Raw genomic sequence first — 18,437 nt, forward strand, 5'->3', positions numbered from 1 at the left:
TCTCGGCCGCCCCGACGTTCGGTCCGGCGGCCCGCAACGACCCCGTTATTCGAGCACGACGAGTTCGGTGCGTCCGTCCTTACCTCCGAAGATCGGCACGAACAGCGCGCCGTCGGCGACCGCGACCGACCCGGCCGAACGGCCGCCGAGGTCGTGCGTCCACCGGCGCGGGTCGATTCGGCTCCCGCCGCTCCCGACGCCACCGCCGAGCTTGTACGCCGTGACCGCGCCCTCACCGCCGACGTAGACGGTGTCACCCGCGGCGGCGGGTGCCGCTCCGTGGTCGCCCTCGAGCCGCCAGTCGCGCTCGCCGGTCCGGTCGTCCAGGCGCGTGATACCCGCCATGTCCGAACCGAAGACGCCGTCGCCAGCGACCGCGAACGCCCGATGGGCGACCGGGCCGTCCTCGGCGTGCCAGCGCGGCCGGCCGGCGTGCGCGCCGCCCTGCAGACGGAGGACGCCGCCGCCGAACGTGGCGACGTACGGGCCGTCCCCGTCGGCGAGCGAGAGCGCCGTCACCTTCCCCGGGACTCGCTTCCGCCAGAGCCCGCGCCCGTCGTATAGTCGATACACTTCGCCGCCTGCGGTACCAGCTATCGCGCCGTCGATGTGGTCGGCGACGAGTCGGGTCACCGACCCGAACACCTGCGTCCGCCACTCGACAGTTCCGTCCAGGGTCAGGCGGTACACGTTCCCGGCATCGTCGCCGAGGTAGAAGCCGTCCCACTCGAGCATCGGTGCGACCGGCGCTTGCACGCGGTCGGCCGTTTCGACGCGCCAGCGCTCCGTTCCGTCGCTCGCGTCGAGCGCGAGCAGGCCCGGTTCGCCCGTGACGTACACCGTCCCGTCGTGGACCGCGGGCGACCGGAACCACTCGCTGCCCGCCTCGTCGGTCGAGAACCCCCAGCGCTGTGTTCCGTCCGTCGCGTCGAGCGCCAGCAGGCCCGCCATCGTCGGCAGGTAGACCGCGCCGTCTGCGACGACGGGCCGGTCCGTGGGCGTCGACGTCTCGACCGCGAACCGTTCGCTCGGCGACGACCGGGGCGCCACCGCGTCCGGAGCGTAGCTCGACGCGAGGGCGCCGTGGTCGGGCATCGGCCAGTCCGTCTCGTCGTCGGTGCCGGGCGTCACACCGGTGGCGCGGCCGTCGCCGAGACAGCCCGCGGTCGCCGCCGCGAGGACCGCACCGGTCGTCGCGAGGAGGTCGCGTCTGGAGGGCATCGTCGAGCACGTGCGGCCATCCACGTCAAGTGTCTTGTCCCTCGACGCCGGCCCGTCGCGTCGGTCCTCGGCGCTGCACCCGCCCTACTCCAGCGCGACGAGTTCGGTTCGTCCGTCCTCGCGGCCCCAGACCGAGACGAACAGCGCACCGTCGGCGATCGCGATGAACTCGGCGTCCCGCTCGCCGAGGCCGTACCGCCATCGGCGCGGGTCGATGCGGCTCCCGCCGCTGCCGGCGCCGCCGCCGAGCTTGTACGCCGTGACTGCGCCCTCGCCGCCGACGTAGACGGTGTCGCCGGCCGCCGCGAGCGTGCTCGCGTAGTCACCGTCGAACCGCCAGTCCCGTTCGCCGGTCCGCCGTTCGAGTCGCGTAAGGTCACCAGCGTCCGCCCCGAAGACGCCGTCGCCCGCGAGGACGAGCGCCCGGTCTACCCCCGGGCCGTCCTCGGCGTGCCAGCGCGGCCGGCCGGCGTGCGCGCCGTCCTGGAGGCGGAGGACGCCGCCGCCGAACGTCCCGACGTACGGGCCGCCACCGTCACCCACGGCGAGTGCCGTGACCTTCCCCGGCACGCGCTTGCGCCAGATGCCGCGGCCGTCGTAGAGGCGGTACACCTCGCCGCCGACGGTGCCGACGTACGTCCCGCCGAACGCGACGGTGACGATCCGCGAGACCGGCCCGAACACCTCGGCGCGCCACTCGACGTCGCCGTCCGGAGTCACGCGATACACGTTCCCGCGTTCGTCCCCGACGAACAGCGCGTCCCAGTCCCGAGTCACCGCAACCGGCGCCTGCACGTCACCTGGGGTCTCCACGCGCCACCGCTCGCTGCCGTCGGCGGCGTCGAGCGCGACGAGCCCCGGCCCGCCCGCCGCGTACACCGTCCCGTCGCGTACTGCAGGTGACCGGACCGGCAGGCTCGACTCCTCGCCGCCGCCGTACCGCCAGCGCTCGGTGCCGTCCGTGGCGTCGAACGCGACCAGTTCCTTCTGCGTCGGCAGGTACGCCGTCCCGTCGGCGACGACCGGTCGGTCGTACGGGAGTCGCGTCTCGACCGCGAACCGCTCGCTCGGACGCGACCGCGGTGCCGCCGCGTCCGATGCGTACGCGGTCCCGTTCGAGTCGTAGTCCGGCATCGGCCACTCGGTGTTCTCGTCGGTCCCGGGCGTCACGTGCGACCCCGAGCCGTCGACGTCGTCGAGACAGCCCGCGGTCGTCGCCGCGAGAACTGCACCGCTCGCCGCGAGGAGGTCGCGTCTGGAGGGCATCGCTGGCAGGGTCGCCCGCCCGGTACAAGTGTCTTGTTCTTGGCAGCTCGACGCAGGGGGCGGTGTCCGAAACCTGGACCGTCATCCCCCCACTGACGGCGGTGGAGTGGAGAACGACGCCATCGCGCGGTAGTATCACTTGGAACACCAATGCGGCGAGCGAGGTCGCTGGCTCACATCCGGCGTCGAGCGTCTGGCATCCGGACTGCTGGACGCGCGAGGTGACCGTAGCGGCCGACGGTTGGACGTTCGGGGACGACCTCCACCGACTTTACGGGCCGCCACTCACGGACGCCAGCCGGGAACTCGTCTCGGGGTCGACACTGGCTCCGGCATCCGCAGCTGCGGGAATCCAAACGCCCGCAAAACCACGAATTCAGTCACTATACTATTCTTAGAGGTATCCTAATTTAATATATTAGTTATAATTCGCTGCGTGCAGGGCGTGGACGGTCGGCCGTGATTGTCGGGAGTCCAGTGGACTCGGTGCCCGATGCTGTTCGTGTCGTCGTGGAACACAGTGAGGGAAGCGTTTCGAAGCGCGTGACCGCCGCCATTTGGACGCCGAGCTACTCCGGGGTCGGCTTCGCGCGTGACGAAGCAGTTTCGAGTGCGGTTCGCTGCTCTGGTCGCCGATCATCTCCGTATGCAGACCGGTGATCGCGGTTCGGGTTCGATGACGAACGCAGTCGGCGTTGCGAGACGGAGCGTGGACGAAGAGCGACGAAGCCGACACCGGGTTCGCGTTCTGCGGTCCCATGGGGGCCCTACGCAGACCCGGTGGAACCTGCTGCCCTCGCTGGAGCGCGGCACTCCCGGAACCAGCGACCGTCTCGACCATCGAGAGCGGGCACCGAAGCACCCATCCGCATAGTTGTCAAATTTAGAGGTTATGAAGTATTTTGAGCGTTATGCGACGCGGTCGTGACAGACCCGGGACGACGAGAGGCTGGCGGAGTCAGTGAGCGTGGAGCGTCCACGGCCCGTGGAACGGCCGACGGAGCCGAGAGGGGTGGCCGCGTACCACGGGCGCCCACGACACGTCGTTGGCGGTGTCCGCTGACGGTCAGTGGAGAGTCGACGGCCGATACGGGGCGGGCGTCGGACCGGTTCGAAAGGAGCCGGAATATCGTGTTACAGCCATATTGTTGTATCACACAGCGTGAGTGCGCGGTCCGCCCGGCACTGCCACGGGACGTCCCATCCCGGTCAGTGAGGAATCACGGGAGCGATATCTCGAGCTCGTACTCGTTCGCGATACCAAGCACCTGGTTCGGGAGTTCCGTCTCGAACCACTCGTCGTCCATGCGCTTCGCGGGACTTGCCGCACTGAACGCGCCGATGACGCGACCGTCGGGCCCACTGACCGGGACGCCGACCGCTTTGATGCCGTCGAGCTGTTCCTCGTGGTTGAACGCGAACCCACGCTCCCTGATCTCGTCGAGTTCCGCGTGGAGTGCGTCGCGATCGGTGATGGTCTGGTCCGTCGCGGGTTCGAGGCCGTGACGGTCGATGATATCGTCGACGCGCTGGCGCGGGAGCGCCGAGAGGATCGACTTCCCGCTGGCCGAGACGTGCAGTGGCGTCTGCTTGCCGACCGTCGAGTAGTTCCACACGGCGTGCTTCCCGGAGTGCGTGTAGAGGTAGACGCCGCGGCCGTGCTCCTCGACGAGGAAGACGGCTCGACAGTCGGTCTCCTCGGCCAGTTGCTCGGTGTAGGACCCGAGAACCTGCGCCTCGTCACGGAGGTTACGGACGTGCGTCCCGAGCCGAAGGAACTCCAGACTCAGTCGGTAGAAGTCGCCGTCCTTCGCGACGAACTCCTCGTCGGTCAACGTCGCGAGGTGACTGTGGACGGTGCTCGACGCCATGTCGAGGCGGTCGGCGAGTTCGGTCACGCGAACCGGTCCGTGTTCCTCGAGCGACCGAACGATCGCCAGCGTCGTCTTCGTCGTCTGCAGCGTCCGCGACTGTTCCGTGTTGGTCATACCCACAATCTGGGCCCCGCCCTATATATAATCCATTGCTCGCGGACAGACGGTGCATGTTATTGTATCGCACCCGGTGTCGCATATCACGGTAGTCGTTCGCAAGAGGGAGAGACACCGCGTTCTGCGCCGGTAGCGACCGTCTCTCGCCCGGTATCGAACGTGGTATATGAAGTCCAGTCCTCGTGAACCGGGGTTGCCCGTACGTACTCTAGGCAATGGGTAGTCTATAAGGTGAATAAACGTCCACGTATCGACTTCTGTCCGTGACACATCGTCCGGAATAAGCCACCGTGCCGGGGGCGGTGAGGAGCCCATTCGCGAGAGCAGAATCTGGCCCAAACAATCGTGATGAATTCGAATGGCGCGAGCGATAGCTCACGAACCAGGCTGACGGAGAGAAGTAGTGGGCGGGACGCGACGGTCAGAGACCCAGCATCGCCCGCGCCTCGTCCGTGTCTGCGATGGGGCGATTCAGCTCGTCGGCGATACGGGCGGTCCGTTCGACGAACTGCGCGTTGCTCTCCGCGAGTTCGTCCTTCCGGTAGTAGATGTTGTCCTCCATCCCGACGCGAACGTGCCCCCCCATCGTGATCGCCATCGTCGTCAGCGGGAGTTGGTGGCGGCCGACCGCGAGCGCCTGCCACTCCGCCGGCTCGGGGAGGTTGTCGACGAGGTTTATCAGGTTACGTGGATGCGCCGGCGTCCCGGTCTGCATCCCGAGGATGAGCGTACACCAGTACGGGGTCTCGAGGAGTCCCTCGTCGATGAGGTGGGTCATCTCGGGGTAGTGGCCAGGGTTGAAGACCTCGAGTTCCGGTTTCACGCCTGCTTCCCGAAGGCGTTCCGCGTACTCCTCGTTCTGCTCGCGGGTGTTCACCGCCGTCCTGGTCTGGCCGAAGTTCATCGGCCCGAGGTCCATCGTCGCCATCTCCGGGCGAGGGTCGGTCTCCAGGGCCGGGGCGATGCGCTCCTCGCGGGTGAAGATGCCGCCGCCACCGGTCGTGAAGTTGACGATGATGTCGTCGCAGTACTCGTCGATGGTGTCGAGGAGTTCCTGATACCGCGCGACCGACTTCGTCTTGTCACCGGCGTCGTCCCTCGCGTGGAGGTGCACGATGGAGGCACCGGCCTCCTCGCACGCCGCGAGGTCCTGTGCGACCTCGACCGGCTGTTCGGGGAGATTCGGGTTCGCCTCCTTGCCGTGGTGGCCGCCGGTCGTCGCCACGCTGATTATCAGCTTCTTCTCGAAGTAGTCCTCGTACCCGCTGTAAGCCATGGTCGAAAAAGACTCGAAATGATTGTATAAAGTTTTGGGTGTGGGGTTGGCTCGCGGTCGGCTGGCCAGCTATCCCGCGTACGTGGTGATACTCACCCCCGTCAGCCGGTTCACCCAAAAATCTAAATAGCATGTGTGACTCTATCGTGCTATGCGTCCCGAGAGCACCGCGATCGTCACCGGTGGCGCCCGCGGTATCGGTCAATCGATCTGTGTAGAGCTCGCTCGACGAGGTGCCTCGGTCGTCGTCGCCGACCTCGATACCGACGAGATGGCGGAGACGAAGGAGATGGTCGAGGAGACCGGGCGTCGCTGCGAGCCCATCGAGACGAACGTCGGCTCCAGCGAGGACGTCGAGGAGACGGTCGAATGGGTCGTCGACGAGTTCGGGTCCGTCGAGTACCTCGTCAACAACGCCGGCATCGCCGGGCCCACCGCGTCCTGCGAGAACGTGTCCACGGACGACTGGGAACAGACGCTCGCCGTCAACCTCAAGGGCCCGTTCCAGATGTGTCGCGAGGTCGTCCCGCACATGCGAGCGGAGTCCTTCGGTCGGATCGTCAACATCGCGTCGGTCACCGGGAAGCGACCGCTACCGAACCGGACGCCGTACGCGGCGAGCAAGATGGGCGTCATCGGTTTCACGCGGACGCTCGCCGCGGAGGTCGGGGACGCGAACATCAACGTCAACGCGGTGTGTCCCGGGTCGGTCGACGGCCCACGCATCAGACGAGTGTTCGAGCGGCAGGCCGCCGAGACCGGGAGGGACTACGAGGAGATCCGTGGGGACGTCGAGCGCGAGGCCGCCCGCGGGGAGCTCGTCGACAGCGAGGACGTCGCGGACCTCGTCGGATACCTCTGCTCCGAGCACTCCGAGCGGATAACGGGACAGGACATCAACGTCTCCGCGGGGAAGGTGATGTACTGAGTGCGGCATCGGACCGGGCGCGGCCGAACGCGAGCGAGAAAGATGCGGTCCGGTGTCGCGCGGAACGAACGATGCGACGCCGGGTGCCCAGACGCGAGAACCGGACGCTGAGCGGCGCAGAACCCGTCAAAAGACGGCATATGATTCTTCATAAACAAAAACTATATATGCACGGTCTGACAGTGTAGGCGTATGTCAGGTCAGCAGTCGCCAGACACTAGGCGGTCGTTTGTCAGTAAACTCGCCGGCACTGCCGGCGTCGCAGGAATGGCCTCGCTCGCGGGCTGTAACAGCACCTCGGGCGGGGGCGGCGGCGATGGCGGAGACGGGTCGGACGGGTCGGACGGGTCGGACGGGTCGGACGGGTCGAGCGGGGACGGCGGCGATGGCTCGTTGACCTCGATGGGGTCGATCGCGAACCGGAACAACTCCTACTGGCTGAGCTGGGAGAAGGGCTACCTAGAGGCCGCCGAAGCGTTCGGGTACGAGACGAACGTCCAGACGAACAACGGCGAGGTGTCGACCCAGAAGCAGCAGTTCGACACCGCCGTCTCGAACGACGCCGACTTCATCGTCGGGCAGACGTACACGAACGCGGCCGCGATATCGCTCGCGGAGACGCTGCGCGACAGCGGCGTTCCGGGCGTGCTCGCGGTGACCATCGCGGACTGGTACGTCCCGCAGGACGCCGGCAAGGAGTACGTGACGTTCTTCACGCCGCACTTCGTCAACCACGCGTACAGCGCCGCGAAGATGCTGTTCGAGGCGATGGACGGCAGCGGGAAGTTCGTCCACATCGAGGGGAACCGGGGCACCGCCCCGAACATCGGTCGGAACAAGGGCGTGGACCTGGCGATGCAGGAGTACCCCGACATCGAGATGGCGGGGCCCCGCCAGCCGGGGAACTTCATCCGCTCGGACGCCCGCAGCGTCATGAACGACAAGGTCTCGCAGTTCGGCGACGACATCGACGGCTTCTTCGGCCAGAACGACGCCGTCGCGCTCGGTGGACTCACCATCCTCGAGGAGAACGACATCGACGTCCCCGTCGTCGGCATCGACGCCAGCGAACCCGGACTTGCGGCCATCGCCGAAGATCGGATGACCGGCACCGTCTCCGGGATGGGGCCGTGGCAGGCGGGGTGGTCCGTCGCGAAGTGCCACGACTACATCAACGGGCACGAGGTCAGTGGCGCCGAGAAGATGATGTCGTTCAACGCGCCGGTCTGCGTGAAGAACCCGAGCGAGTGGGAGGACGTCATCGACCGGCTGCCGGTCGTCGACGCCGCCGACTACAACGAGGCCATCTTCTCGGGCGAGACGCCGTACGACTGGAAGAAGATGTCCGTCGTCGAGGCCGGCGAGGACGCCTGGGACCCCCAGATCGACATGTCGCCGATGAACCTCGCGGACATCAAGGAGGTCCTGGACTGGTCCGACGACGAGAAGCCCTCTGGGTACTCGCTCCCCGACGTCTACACGGACGACGCACAGCAGGAGGAGATCACGACGCTGTACGAGGAGCAGTTCCAGACGAACCCCCTGGGGTGACTCGGAACGCGACCAATGTCATCAGAGACAGACGCGGCCACGACGAAGGCAGACGCCCCCGGTAGCGACTCGAGTAGCTTCCGCGTCGAAGGTATCTCGAAGTCGTTCCGGCACGTGCAGGCCCTCGACGACGTCTCGCTCGAGGTCGAGCGAGGGGAAGTCATCGGTCTCGTCGGAGAGAACGGTGCCGGGAAGAGCACGCTCCTGAACATCCTGACGGGCGTGCTCGAAGCGGACGAGGGACAGCTCTACGTCGACGGTGAACCGGTCACGTTCACGAACCCGCGCGAAGCGGCCGAGTACGGCGTCTCGCTGGTGCACCAGGAGCAGGACGTCATCACGACGCTCAGGGGCTACGAGAACCTCTACCTCGGCCGGGAGAAGGAGCGCTTCGGCGTGCTGGACATGGAGACGATGCGCGAGGACGCGCAGGCGTTCGTCGACGACCTCGGTATCAACATCGACGTCAACGACCAGGTCCGGGATTACACGTTCAACGAGCGCCAGATGCTCGAGATCGCGAAGGCGTTCCACGTCTCGCAGAACTCCGAGAATCCCGTCATCTTGCTCGACGAGCCGACCGCCGGGCTCGAGGAGAGCGGCCGCAAGATCCTCTTCGATCTCGTGAACGACCTCCGGGACAGGGCGACGTTCGTGTTCGTGTCGCACGAACTCGACGAAGTGCTGCAGATATCCGACCGCATCTACGTGCTGAAAGACGGCGAGCGTGTCGACATGACGCGCGTCGAAGATGCGACGACGGACTCCCTGCAGCAGTCGATGGTCGGTCGGGAGACCGCCGACGAGTACTACCGCGTCCCCGATCAGCGCCCGGAGGACCAACTGGGAGAGGTCACGTTATCGGTCGACTCGGTGACTCACCAGGACGTGGTCGGTCCGGTGTCGTTCTCGGTCCGCGAGGGCGAGATATTCGGCGTCGTCGGCGTGGAAGGGTCGGGCAAGCAGCGGTTCGGTCGGCTGCTCGCCGGTGACCTCGACATGACCGGCGGCTCTCTCGCCGTCGGTGACACCGAGCTCGAGGACCCGTCCGTCTCGGACATGGTAGACGCCGGTGTCGGCTACATCCCGAAGGACCGGAAGTCGGAGGGACTCCTCCTCTACCAGTCCGTGCTGGTGAACACGTCGCTCGCGATGGTCCGCGACATGAACGGCAACATGCCCACCCTGGACCTCGACGCGGAGAAGGAGGCGACCGCGAGAGCGATCGAGGAGCTCTCCATCAAGACGCCGGGACCGAACGCGCTCGTCCACGGCCTGAGCGGCGGGAACCAGCAGAAGGTCGTCATCGCGCGGTGGCTCGCGCAGAACACGCCCGTGCTCGTGATGGACAACGTGACGCGCGGCATCGACGTCGGCGCGAAAGAGGAGGTGTATCGGCTCTGCCGGGAACTGACCGAGCAGGGCGTCTCGATCGTCTTCATCGGCGACGAACTGCCGGAGGTCATCGGAATGTCGAACCGCATCGGCGTGATGGCGAGAGGCAAGTTCGTCGGCGAGCCGTTCGACGCCTCCGCTGGAAACAAACCAACCGAAGAAGACCTGATACAGGAGATGATATAACGATGAGTACGAGCGACGTCAACGAGTGGATCGCCGACCAAGTGGAGCAGCGCACCCTGCAGGACTGGATCCAGGACCTCGGGCCGTTCGTCATGCTGTTCGGCCTGATGGTCATCTTCAGCCTGACCACGGATCGCTTCCTCTCCGAGGGGAACCTGTTGGACAACGTGGCGAAGAACGCCGTGACCCTCCTGCTGGTCGCACTCGCTGGGACCTTCCCGATCCTCCAGCAGAGCATCGACCTCTCGGTCGAGTCCGTCGTCCTGTTGACCGGGGTCGTCACCGTCATCCTGATCTCCGAGTTCCAGCTCGGCCTGCTGGCGATACCGCTCGCGATCGGCGCTGGGATGCTCGCTGGCCTGTTCAACGGCCTGGTGTTCACGAAGCTCAAGGTCCCGTCGTTCCTCGTCACGCTTGGGACGCTATCGGTGATGGCCGGCGTTGGGAAGATCATCACCGGTGGGTCCACCATCACGTTCCGGAACGAGTCCATCCGCGCGATCTCGACCGGCCAGGTCGTCATCCCCTTCACCGACTTCGGCATCCCCAACCTCGTGATCTGGGGACTGTTGATCTACGTCGGAACGATCCTGCTGGCGTTCCGCACGAAGTTCGGCCGGTACTGTTTCGCGCTCGGCGAGAACGAGCGCGTCGTCGAGCTCGCCGGTGCGAAGGTCGACCGGTACAAGATCTACCCGTTCGTGTTGTCGGGGCTGCTCTGTGGCGTTGCCGGCGTCCTGCTGACGCTCCGCATCTCCTCGGCGTCCCCGAACATCGGGAGCGGGCTCCTGCTGCCGAGCATCGCCGCCATCGTCATGGGCGGGACGGCGCTGACCGGCGGGGTCGGCGGTCCGCACCGGACGATACTCGGCGTGCTCGTCATCGCGGTGTTGAACAACGGCATGAACCTGCTCGCGGTGGACTCCTTCGTGCAGGAGATCATCCTGGGCCTCGTGGTGGTCTCGGCCGTCGCACTCTCTATCGACCGCGACAAGATAGACGTCGTGAAGTGAACTCGGGCCGGGTGGCCCGGTTCACGCTCCCCCTTCGGTGCTGACGGACAGGCTCGAATCGTTTCGGTTCTTCGTCGAACCGCGCTCCGTTTTTCCCGTCGGTTCGAAGCGACCGTGCCGTCCGGTCAGGCGGTGAAACCGCCGTCGACGACGAGGTTGTGGCCGGTGACGAACGACGCGTCGTCGCTGGCGAGGAAGAGCACGCCGTCGGCGACCTCTTCGGGTTGGCCCGCGCGACCGAGCGGCGTCTCCTCGAGGAGGCCGTCGATAGTGTCGCCGTCCTCCAGCGTCATCGCGGTCTCGATGATGCCGGGATTGATGGCGTTGACGCGGACGCCGTTCTCGCCGTGTTCGAGCGCGAGCTGGCGCGTGAGATTCGTGACGCCGCCCTTCGACGTGCAGTACAGCGAGGAGTTGTCGATGCCGCCGAGGCCGGCGATGGAGGACATGTTGACGATGGCGCCGCCGTCGTCCTGGTCGGCCATGACGTCGAGCGCGGCCTGACAGCCGAAGTAGACGCCGCGGAGGTTGATGTCCATGAGCACGTCGTAGTCCTCGGGGTCGGCGTCGAGTATCGGCATCTGTCGGTCGATGCCGGCGTTGTTGACCATGACGTCGAGCGACCCGAACCGCTCGACGTGCGCGTCGACGGCGTCGTGGATGGCCGCTGGGTCGCTGACGTCGCACTCCACGAACTGCGCCTCGCGCCCCATGTCGGCGATGAGTTCGTGAGTCGGGTCGCCGCCCATCCGGGGTTCCTCCTGGATGTCGCTGACGGTGACGCTGGCGCCTTCCTCGGCGAACTTCCGGGCGATGGCGCGTCCGTTCCCCGACGCGGCACCGGTCACCAGTACTGACTGCCCGCTGAATCGGTCTGACATGTTCTCACCTCCAGATTCCCCTGCGTCGGGATTAAACATTTATGAGGAATCCTGACAGGAGGACGGCGAACGAACTGACAGTGACGTTCCAGCAGGTTCGTTCCCAGACGCTGTCAAAAACTATTATGCGAGTGGCAGACAGTTTACCGTACACAATGCAGACTGACGAGCGCGGGGCACTCGCCGACCAGTACGGCGTGCTCATCGACGGGACGGAACGAGCGTCCTCCTCGGGAGAGACGATCGACGTCTTCGACCCGGCAACTGGAGACCAGCTCACGACGGTCGCGGCGGCGACCGAAGGCGACGTGAACGAGGCCGTCGACGTGGCGGGGGACGGCTTCGAGGAGTGGCGCGGGTACACGCCAGCGAAGCGCTGCCGCATCCTGAACGACGTCGCTCGCGCCATCCGCGACGACCACGAACGGTTCGCTCGCATCGAGACGCTGGAGAACGGGAAACCGATCTCGGAGGCGCGCGGGCAGGTGACGCGGGCGGCGCGTCACTTCGAGTACTACGGCGGCCTCGCGGACAAGGTCGAGGGCGAGAGCATCCCCCTCGACGACGACCACGTGGACTACACGATCCGGGAGCCCCTCGGTGTCACGGGCCACATCGTCCCGTGGAACGTCCCGATATATCTCTTCGCGCGGAGCGTCGCTCCCGCGCTCGCCGCCGGGAACGCGGCCGTCATCAAGCCCGCCGAGGAGACGCCGATCGGTGCGATCGAGCTGACGAAGCTCCTCCACGAGAACGGCGTTCCGGAGGCTGCGGTCAACGTCGTCCCCGGCGACGGTGCCGAGGCCGGCGCGGCGCTCTCCGGGAACCCCGACATCGGGACCATCACGTTCACGGGGTCGACCGTCACGGGCCGCGAGGTCGGGAAGGCCGCCATCGAGAACCTCACCGAACCGCACCTGGAGCTCGGCGGGAAGAGCCCGCTCGTCGTCTACGAGGACGGCGACCTCGACGTCGCCGTCGAGGAGACCGTCAAGGGCATCTTCGCGACGAACACCGGACAGGTGTGTTCGGCGTCCTCGCGCGTCGTCGTCCACGAAGACGCGAGCGACGAGTACGTCGAGAAGCTCGTGAGTGCGGTCGAGGACCTCAGTATCGGTCCGGGACTCGACGACCACGACGTCGGGCCGCTCGCTTCCGCGTCCCACATGGAGAAGGTCGCCGAGTACCTCGACGTCGGTCGCGAGGAGGTCGGCGACCCCGTGACCGGCGGGCGCGTCCTCGACCGCGACGGGTACTACGTCGAACCGACCGTGTTCGCGGACGTCCCGCAGGACGCCCGCATCCTCCAGGAGGAGGTGTTCGGGCCGGTCCTCACCGTGAGTACGTTCGCCGACGAGGCCGAGGCCATCCAGCGAGCGAACGACGTGGACTACGGACTCGTCGCGGGCGTCATCACGACCGACATGGGCAGAGCCCACCGGTTCGCGCGCGACGTCGACGCGGGCCAGATCTACGTCAACGAGTGGTTCGCCGGCGGGAACGAGACGCCGTTCGGCGGCTTCAAGGACAGCGGCGTCGGCCGCGAGAACGGGACGCAAGCGATCCACAACTACACGCAGATCAAGAACGTCTGTCTCGACATCTCGAACTGACCGCGCAACCAGGCTCGACCTGGTGACTGGCGGTCGCGCGGTAGACTGACCGAGTCCCGAACGGCGGTCTGGCAGGGTGTATCGGGGACGTTGCGGCGCGGGATTCGGCCGCGAACGCGCCCGATGGAACCGCCGAGAGCCGCCGCTGAAGGACTCATCCAACCGGACCCTCCCGAACGTTTAATACTCATAGATTTGAAGGAGGACACGTATGTTAGACAATGGCGAGCTGGTTGTAGACGCAGTGTCGCACTGCTTCAACCACGCGGAGGACAATCACCTCCACCCGCACTCCCAGCGATGGGACGACGAGACGTACGAACTCGGCGAGCAGTTGATGCCCGACGAGTACGTGTTCCCGGAAGAGATATTCTACCGGAACCATCAACCCGAGGAGCTCGAACGACTGCTCTTCCTGGAGAGCCAGATCGACTACTCGGTGTACCACTCGCTCCCGCTGGACGACTACTTCAAGGACGGCTACGTCTCCCGGGAGAAGGGCTTCGAGCTCCGCGACCGGAACCCGAACCGCGTCGGGATGATCGTCGACATCAACCCGCTCGAGGACGACGCCGTCGAGCAGGTCGAGTACTACGCGAAGGAGAAGGACGTCGACGGCATCAAGCTCTACCCCGCGCGCTACCAGAACGGACGCGACCTCTCCCTGCAGCTGAACCAGGATACGGTCCGACCCGTCCTGGAGAAGGCCGCGGACCTCGACATCGGAACCGTCGGCATCCACAAGTTCATCCCGTTCGCGACGGCGCCGGTGAAGTACTTCAAGATCGACGACGTGGAGGAGGCGGCGCTGGCGTTCCCCGAACTCAACTTCGAGGTCATCCACGCCGGGTTCTCGTTCCTCGAGGAGACCGTGTTCGCGATGGCGAGCCACGACAACGTGTACGCGAACATCGAGAACACCGCGCACATGGCGTGCAGTCGCCCGAAGAAGTTCGCGCGCAGCCTCGGCGAGATGCTGTACTGGGCGGGCCCGGAGCGCATCGTGTTCTCCAGTGGCGCGACCGCGCTGCATCCCCAGCCGCCGATCGACGCGATCTGGGACTTCGAGATGCCCGAGGACCTCCGCGCCGGCGAGGACTACCCCGAGGTCACCCAGGAGGACAAGGAGAAGATCCTCGGGAAGAACAAGCTCCGGCTGATGGGGAAGGACCCCGAGCAGGTCAAGAAGGACATCGAGGGCGACAAGTGGGATCAGAAGATCCAGGAGCTGAAGGAGCGCGGCGAGTACCCCGCGCCGCCCTGGTCGACGTACGAGGAGCCGACCGAGGAGGCATCGAAGGAGCGCAAGAGGTACGTATGAGTGTCGAAGCACCCGACCACGTCCTCCCCGAGACGGAGTTCCAGAGCGACGTGAAGGCGGCCGTGAAAGCCGAACTCGAAGAAGTGCTCGACCCGTGTAGTTGCATGAGCGAGCACCCGGTGAACATCGTCGACCTCGGTCTGGTGGACGACATCGAATGGGACGAGGCGACGCGGACGGTCACCGTCCACCTCCTCCTGACATCCCAGCGCTGCACGTACTTCCTGGACATCGACGACGAGATCTGCGAGCGCGTAACCGAACTGAAAGCGGTCGAAACCGTCGACGTCCACCAGGTGACCAGCGGCGAGATATGGACCGCCGACCGGATGGCCGAGGACGAGCGTCGCGCGCGCCGTGAGCGCTTCGAGCGTCGCATCGAGGAGGCAGGTATCGAGCCGTACGCGGAACGCTCCGAGTGACAGCCATGCCACGACGGATACTCGTTCCAGTCGACAAGTCGTCGCAGGCGAGCGCCGCGCTCAACCACGCCAGCGAGGTCCACCACGGGGACGAACTCGTCCTGTTGCACGTCATCGAGTACAGCGAATCGCTCACGAACCCGGAACGAGGTGGGCGGAAGAAGGCCGAAGGCTGGTACGCCAAGGCGCAGCAGGACGCCGAGGCGCTCTTCGAGGAGCTCCTCGCGGATATCGACCACGACGGCGACGTCACGACCGTTATCGTCGACGGGTCACCGTCCGGCGAGATAATCGAGTACCTCGACGACCACGACGTCGACCAGGTCGTCATCGGCGGCCGCAGGCGCTCGCCGACGGGGAAGGCCATCTTCGGGTCGACCGCACAGAAGGTCACGCTGAGCGCGCGCTGCCCGGTGACCATCGTGCACTGAGCGCCCCATCCCACCACACCGGACCGCAGCCACTACCCGCCCGTACTGGCGTCGACAGGACGCGACGAGCACTCGTTCTCCGTTTTCCGCAGCGACCGACGAGTACCGACACAGCCCCCGTAGCCGTCTACCGCGCGGCGTCGATCGCGTCGAGCGCCTCGGGGTTCTCGACGCTGGAGAGGTCGCCGATGTCCTCGCCAGTGTGGCGCGCCTGGATGGCGCGGCGAACGATCTTCCCGGACTGCGTGACCGGGAAGGCGTCGACGAACCGGACTTCTCGTGGGCGGAAGGGTTTGCCGAGTTCCTCGCCGACGAGCGCGCGGACCTCGTCGCGGAGGGCGTCGGATTCGTCGACGCCGTCCTCGGTGACGACGTAGAGTGCGACCGCGGTCCCCGTCGTGTCGTCGGGGACGCCGACGGCGGCGGCCTGGTTGACGGCGTCGTGGTCCATCGCCGCCCCTTCGACCTCGGCGGGGCCGACCTTCCGGCCGGCGATGTTCAGCGCGTCGTCCGCGCGGCCGTGGAGGAACCAGAAGCCGTCTTCGTCCTGCTGTGCCCAGTCGCCGTGGTCCCAGACGTCGTCCCACGTCGACCAGTACTCCTCGAGGTAGCGGTCGTCGCCGCTCCACAGCGAGCGCGTCATCGACGGACAGGAGTCTCGAGCGACGAGGTACCCGCGTTCGTTCGTGTCCGCGATGGAGTTCCCGTCGGCGTCGACGATGTCGATGTCCATCCCGAGGCCGGGACCGCCGAGCGAGCAGGGCTTCAGTGGCTGCGTCGGCATCGGCATCAGGAAGCACCCACAGATCTCGGTGCCGCCCGAGATGTTGATGATGGGCGTCTCGCCGTTCCCGACCGTCTCGTAGAACCACTGCCAGCTCTCGGGGTCCCACGGCTCGCCCGTCGACCCCAGCATCCGGAGGCTGGAGAGGTCGTGACCCTCGACCCAGTCGTCCCCTTGCTTCCTGAGCGCGCGGATGGCCGTCGGCGAGATGCCGAACTGCGTGAGGTCGTGCCGGTCGATCATCTCCCAGAACCGGTCGGGCTCGGGGTGGTCCGGCGCGCCTTCGTACATGAAGACCGTGCCGCCGAACGTGTGGTTCCCGACGAGCGTCCACGGCCCCATCATCCACCCGATGTCACTCACCCAGAAGAACCGGTCCGAGGGCTTGAGGTCGAACCCGAAGTAGACCTCTTTCGCGCACTGCATCTGGACGCCGGCGTGCGTGTGCACGATGCCCTTCGGCTTCCCCGTCGTGCCCGACGAGTACAGGAGCATCGACGGGTCGCTGGCGTCCAGTTCGACCGTCTCGAAGTCGTCGTCCTGGGTCTCGACGGCCTCGCTCCACGTCTCGTCGCGGCCGGCCGTCCAGGGCACCTCGGTCCCGGTTCGCTCGTAGACGACGACCGAAGAGACGTCGGTCGGGACGTCGTCGATGGCGTCGTCGAGCGCGTCCTTCAGCGTGATCTCGCTCCCGCGACGGTAGAACCCGTCGGCGCTGAACACGACGCTGCACCCCGAGTCCTCGATGCGCGTCGCCGTCGCGTCCACGCCGAACCCGGAGAATATCGGGACCGCGATGGCGCCGATCTTGAAACACCCGTAGAGGATGGAGATGACTTCAGGGACCATCGGCATGTAGAGCCCGACGGTATCGCCCTGCTCGATACCGCGCTCCCGGAGCGCGTTCGCAACCATGTTCGACTGGCGCTGGAGTTCGTGATAGGTGACGTCCCGGGTGGTTCCGTCCTCGCCCTCCCAGATACAGGCGACCTTGTTCCGTCGCTCGCTCTCGCGCGCCGCATGGCGGTCGAGGACGTTGTGCGCGACGTTGATGCTGCCACCGGGATACCAGTCCGTGAACTGCGGGCCGTCGCGGCTCGCGGCTTCGCCGCTCGCACCTTCCGGGGCGCGTCGCGCCCCGCTATCCTCTCGAACCGAGTCGTAGTCCTCGTAGAACTCGACGTCGAGGTAGTCGACGAGTTCGTCCCAGAACCAGTCCACGCCCGATTCGGGGACGCCCTCGACGTCGGTCGTCGTGCGCTCGACGAGTTCTTCGTAGTCGTCGATGTCGTGCGCTTGCATGAACGCCCAGACGTTCGTCGACTCGACGTCCGACTGCGTCGGTTCGTGGACGACCTCCTCGATATCCGCGAGTGTCTCACTGGCCATGAGCTTACAGGTGCAAGTGTCTCCGGAGAGCCGCTTAATTCTTCGCCCCCAGCGCAATATTGGCCCTCCCCCAGCCTGCCCGCCTCCTCCGACCAGCCCGCCTCCTCCGACCAGCCCGCCTCCTCCGACCAGCCCGCCTCCCCCAGCCAGCCCGCCTCCTCCGACCAGCCGCCCTATTCCAGCCCGGCTTGCTTGTACGTCTCGGCGTGCTCGACGTAGAGCTCGTGGACGCGCTCGATCTCGGCCTGCTGGGCGTCCTCGAGCGGTCGCGTCGACGCCGGGACGCCGTAGGCGACGTGACCCGCTGGAATCGTCTGGCCTTCGGTGACGACGCAGCCGGGGGCGACGATGCTGCCGGACTCGACGTGGGCGTCCTGCTGGAGGGTGCTCGACATCCCGACGAGCGACCCGTCCTCGACCGTGGCGTAGTCGATGACGACGTTGTGTCCGACGGTGACGCCGTCGCCGAGCGTCGCGCCGTGGAGCATCGAGAACTCCTGCACGTTCGTCTCCTCGCCCACGACGACGCCTTCGCGGTCGCCTCTGAGGCAGACGAACGGCCAGAGGCTCGCACGAGAACCGACCGCGACGTCACCGACCAGGTACGCCATCTCCGAGACGAACGCCGAATCCGCGACCGACGGCCCTTCGCCCATGACATCTCGTTGCATACGTGCGAGGAACGCGGCCGGTCCACTTGAACGTACGTGCATCCCGGTCCGCGTCGACCCGGGGTCCGGAAACCTCACTCCGCAGCGGCGCGTCGCTC

15 protein-coding genes are annotated in these 18,437 nt (G+C 66.4%); 8 read left to right on the top strand and 7 right to left on the bottom strand.

The annotated features are described in order from the left end of the window. Positions 1 to 45: 45 nt before the first annotated feature. From VYJ16_RS15435 to VYJ16_RS15450, 4 genes are all read right to left on the bottom strand, one after another. Positions 46 to 1,221: an outer membrane protein assembly factor BamB family protein gene (locus tag VYJ16_RS15435; protein ID WP_336351208.1), complete on the bottom strand. Its 1,176-nt coding sequence runs from the start codon at positions 1,219 to 1,221 to the stop codon at positions 46 to 48. A gap of 84 nt (positions 1,222 to 1,305) precedes the next feature. Next, positions 1,306 to 2,487, bottom strand: coding sequence for a PQQ-binding-like beta-propeller repeat protein (locus VYJ16_RS15440; RefSeq protein WP_336351209.1), 1,182 nt, complete (start codon positions 2,485 to 2,487; stop codon positions 1,306 to 1,308). Between the two features lie 1,220 nt (positions 2,488 to 3,707). Beyond that, positions 3,708 to 4,475, bottom strand: coding sequence for an IclR family transcriptional regulator (locus VYJ16_RS15445; protein ID WP_336351210.1), 768 nt, complete (start codon positions 4,473 to 4,475; stop codon positions 3,708 to 3,710). Between the two features lie 424 nt (positions 4,476 to 4,899). After that, positions 4,900 to 5,754, bottom strand: coding sequence for a beta-keto acid cleavage family enzyme (locus tag VYJ16_RS15450; protein ID WP_336351211.1), 855 nt, complete (start codon positions 5,752 to 5,754; stop codon positions 4,900 to 4,902). A 151-nt stretch (positions 5,755 to 5,905) separates the two neighbouring features. On the opposite strand from VYJ16_RS15450, the gene VYJ16_RS15455 reads away from it, so the two are divergent. The 4 genes from VYJ16_RS15455 (at position 5,906) to VYJ16_RS15470 (ending at position 10,827) form a co-directional block, all read left to right on the top strand. After that, positions 5,906 to 6,682 carry an SDR family NAD(P)-dependent oxidoreductase gene (locus tag VYJ16_RS15455; RefSeq protein WP_336351212.1) on the top strand — a complete coding sequence of 259 codons (777 nt, stop codon included), beginning with the start codon at positions 5,906 to 5,908 and terminating at the stop codon, positions 6,680 to 6,682. A gap of 192 nt (positions 6,683 to 6,874) precedes the next feature. Next, on the top strand, positions 6,875 to 8,233 hold the full coding sequence (locus tag VYJ16_RS15460; RefSeq protein WP_336351213.1) for a sugar ABC transporter substrate-binding protein: 1,359 nt from the start codon (positions 6,875 to 6,877) through the stop codon (positions 8,231 to 8,233). Between the two features lie 15 nt (positions 8,234 to 8,248). Then, the gene (locus VYJ16_RS15465) at positions 8,249 to 9,814 is read left to right on the top strand and encodes a sugar ABC transporter ATP-binding protein (protein ID WP_336351214.1); all 1,566 of its coding nucleotides are present in this window, start codon (positions 8,249 to 8,251) and stop codon (positions 9,812 to 9,814) included. A 92-nt stretch (positions 9,815 to 9,906) separates the two neighbouring features. Then, entirely contained in the window at positions 9,907 to 10,827 is a 921-nt protein-coding gene (locus VYJ16_RS15470) for an ABC transporter permease (RefSeq protein ID WP_379762707.1), read from the top strand. A gap of 125 nt (positions 10,828 to 10,952) precedes the next feature. On the opposite strand, the gene VYJ16_RS15475 is transcribed toward VYJ16_RS15470, so the two are convergent. Beyond that, the gene (locus VYJ16_RS15475; protein WP_336351216.1) at positions 10,953 to 11,708 is read right to left on the bottom strand and encodes an SDR family NAD(P)-dependent oxidoreductase; all 756 of its coding nucleotides are present in this window, start codon (positions 11,706 to 11,708) and stop codon (positions 10,953 to 10,955) included. A gap of 155 nt (positions 11,709 to 11,863) precedes the next feature. On the opposite strand from VYJ16_RS15475, the gene VYJ16_RS15480 reads away from it, so the two are divergent. The 4 genes from VYJ16_RS15480 (at position 11,864) to VYJ16_RS15495 (ending at position 15,495) form a co-directional block, all read left to right on the top strand. After that, a complete protein-coding gene (locus VYJ16_RS15480) occupies positions 11,864 to 13,321 on the top strand; it encodes an aldehyde dehydrogenase family protein (protein WP_336351217.1) in 1,458 nt (485 codons plus the stop codon). Positions 13,322 to 13,532: 211 nt separating this feature from the next. Further along, a complete protein-coding gene (locus VYJ16_RS15485; protein ID WP_336351218.1) occupies positions 13,533 to 14,642 on the top strand; it encodes an amidohydrolase family protein in 1,110 nt (369 codons plus the stop codon). Continuing rightward, entirely contained in the window at positions 14,639 to 15,064 is a 426-nt protein-coding gene (locus VYJ16_RS15490) for an iron-sulfur cluster assembly protein (RefSeq protein ID WP_336351219.1), read from the top strand. The genes VYJ16_RS15485 and VYJ16_RS15490 overlap by 4 nt, the downstream gene beginning before the upstream one ends. A 5-nt stretch (positions 15,065 to 15,069) precedes the next feature. Beyond that, positions 15,070 to 15,495 carry a universal stress protein gene (locus tag VYJ16_RS15495; protein ID WP_336351220.1) on the top strand — a complete coding sequence of 142 codons (426 nt, stop codon included), beginning with the start codon at positions 15,070 to 15,072 and terminating at the stop codon, positions 15,493 to 15,495. Between the two features lie 127 nt (positions 15,496 to 15,622). Here the strand turns inward: VYJ16_RS15495 and VYJ16_RS15500 are convergent, their stop codons facing one another. Together VYJ16_RS15500 and VYJ16_RS15505 are read right to left on the bottom strand one after the other, a co-directional pair. Beyond that, positions 15,623 to 17,668 carry an AMP-binding protein gene (locus VYJ16_RS15500; RefSeq protein ID WP_336351221.1) on the bottom strand — a complete coding sequence of 682 codons (2,046 nt, stop codon included), beginning with the start codon at positions 17,666 to 17,668 and terminating at the stop codon, positions 15,623 to 15,625. Positions 17,669 to 17,841: 173 nt separating this feature from the next. Then, positions 17,842 to 18,339 (bottom strand): gamma carbonic anhydrase family protein, encoded by a 498-nt coding sequence (locus tag VYJ16_RS15505; protein WP_336351222.1) that lies wholly within the window; start codon positions 18,337 to 18,339, stop codon positions 17,842 to 17,844. Positions 18,340 to 18,437 lie beyond the last annotated feature (98 nt).

Source organism: Halorubellus litoreus (assembly GCF_037081675.1).
Taxonomy (GTDB): domain Archaea; phylum Halobacteriota; class Halobacteria; order Halobacteriales; family Natrialbaceae; genus Halorubellus; species Halorubellus litoreus.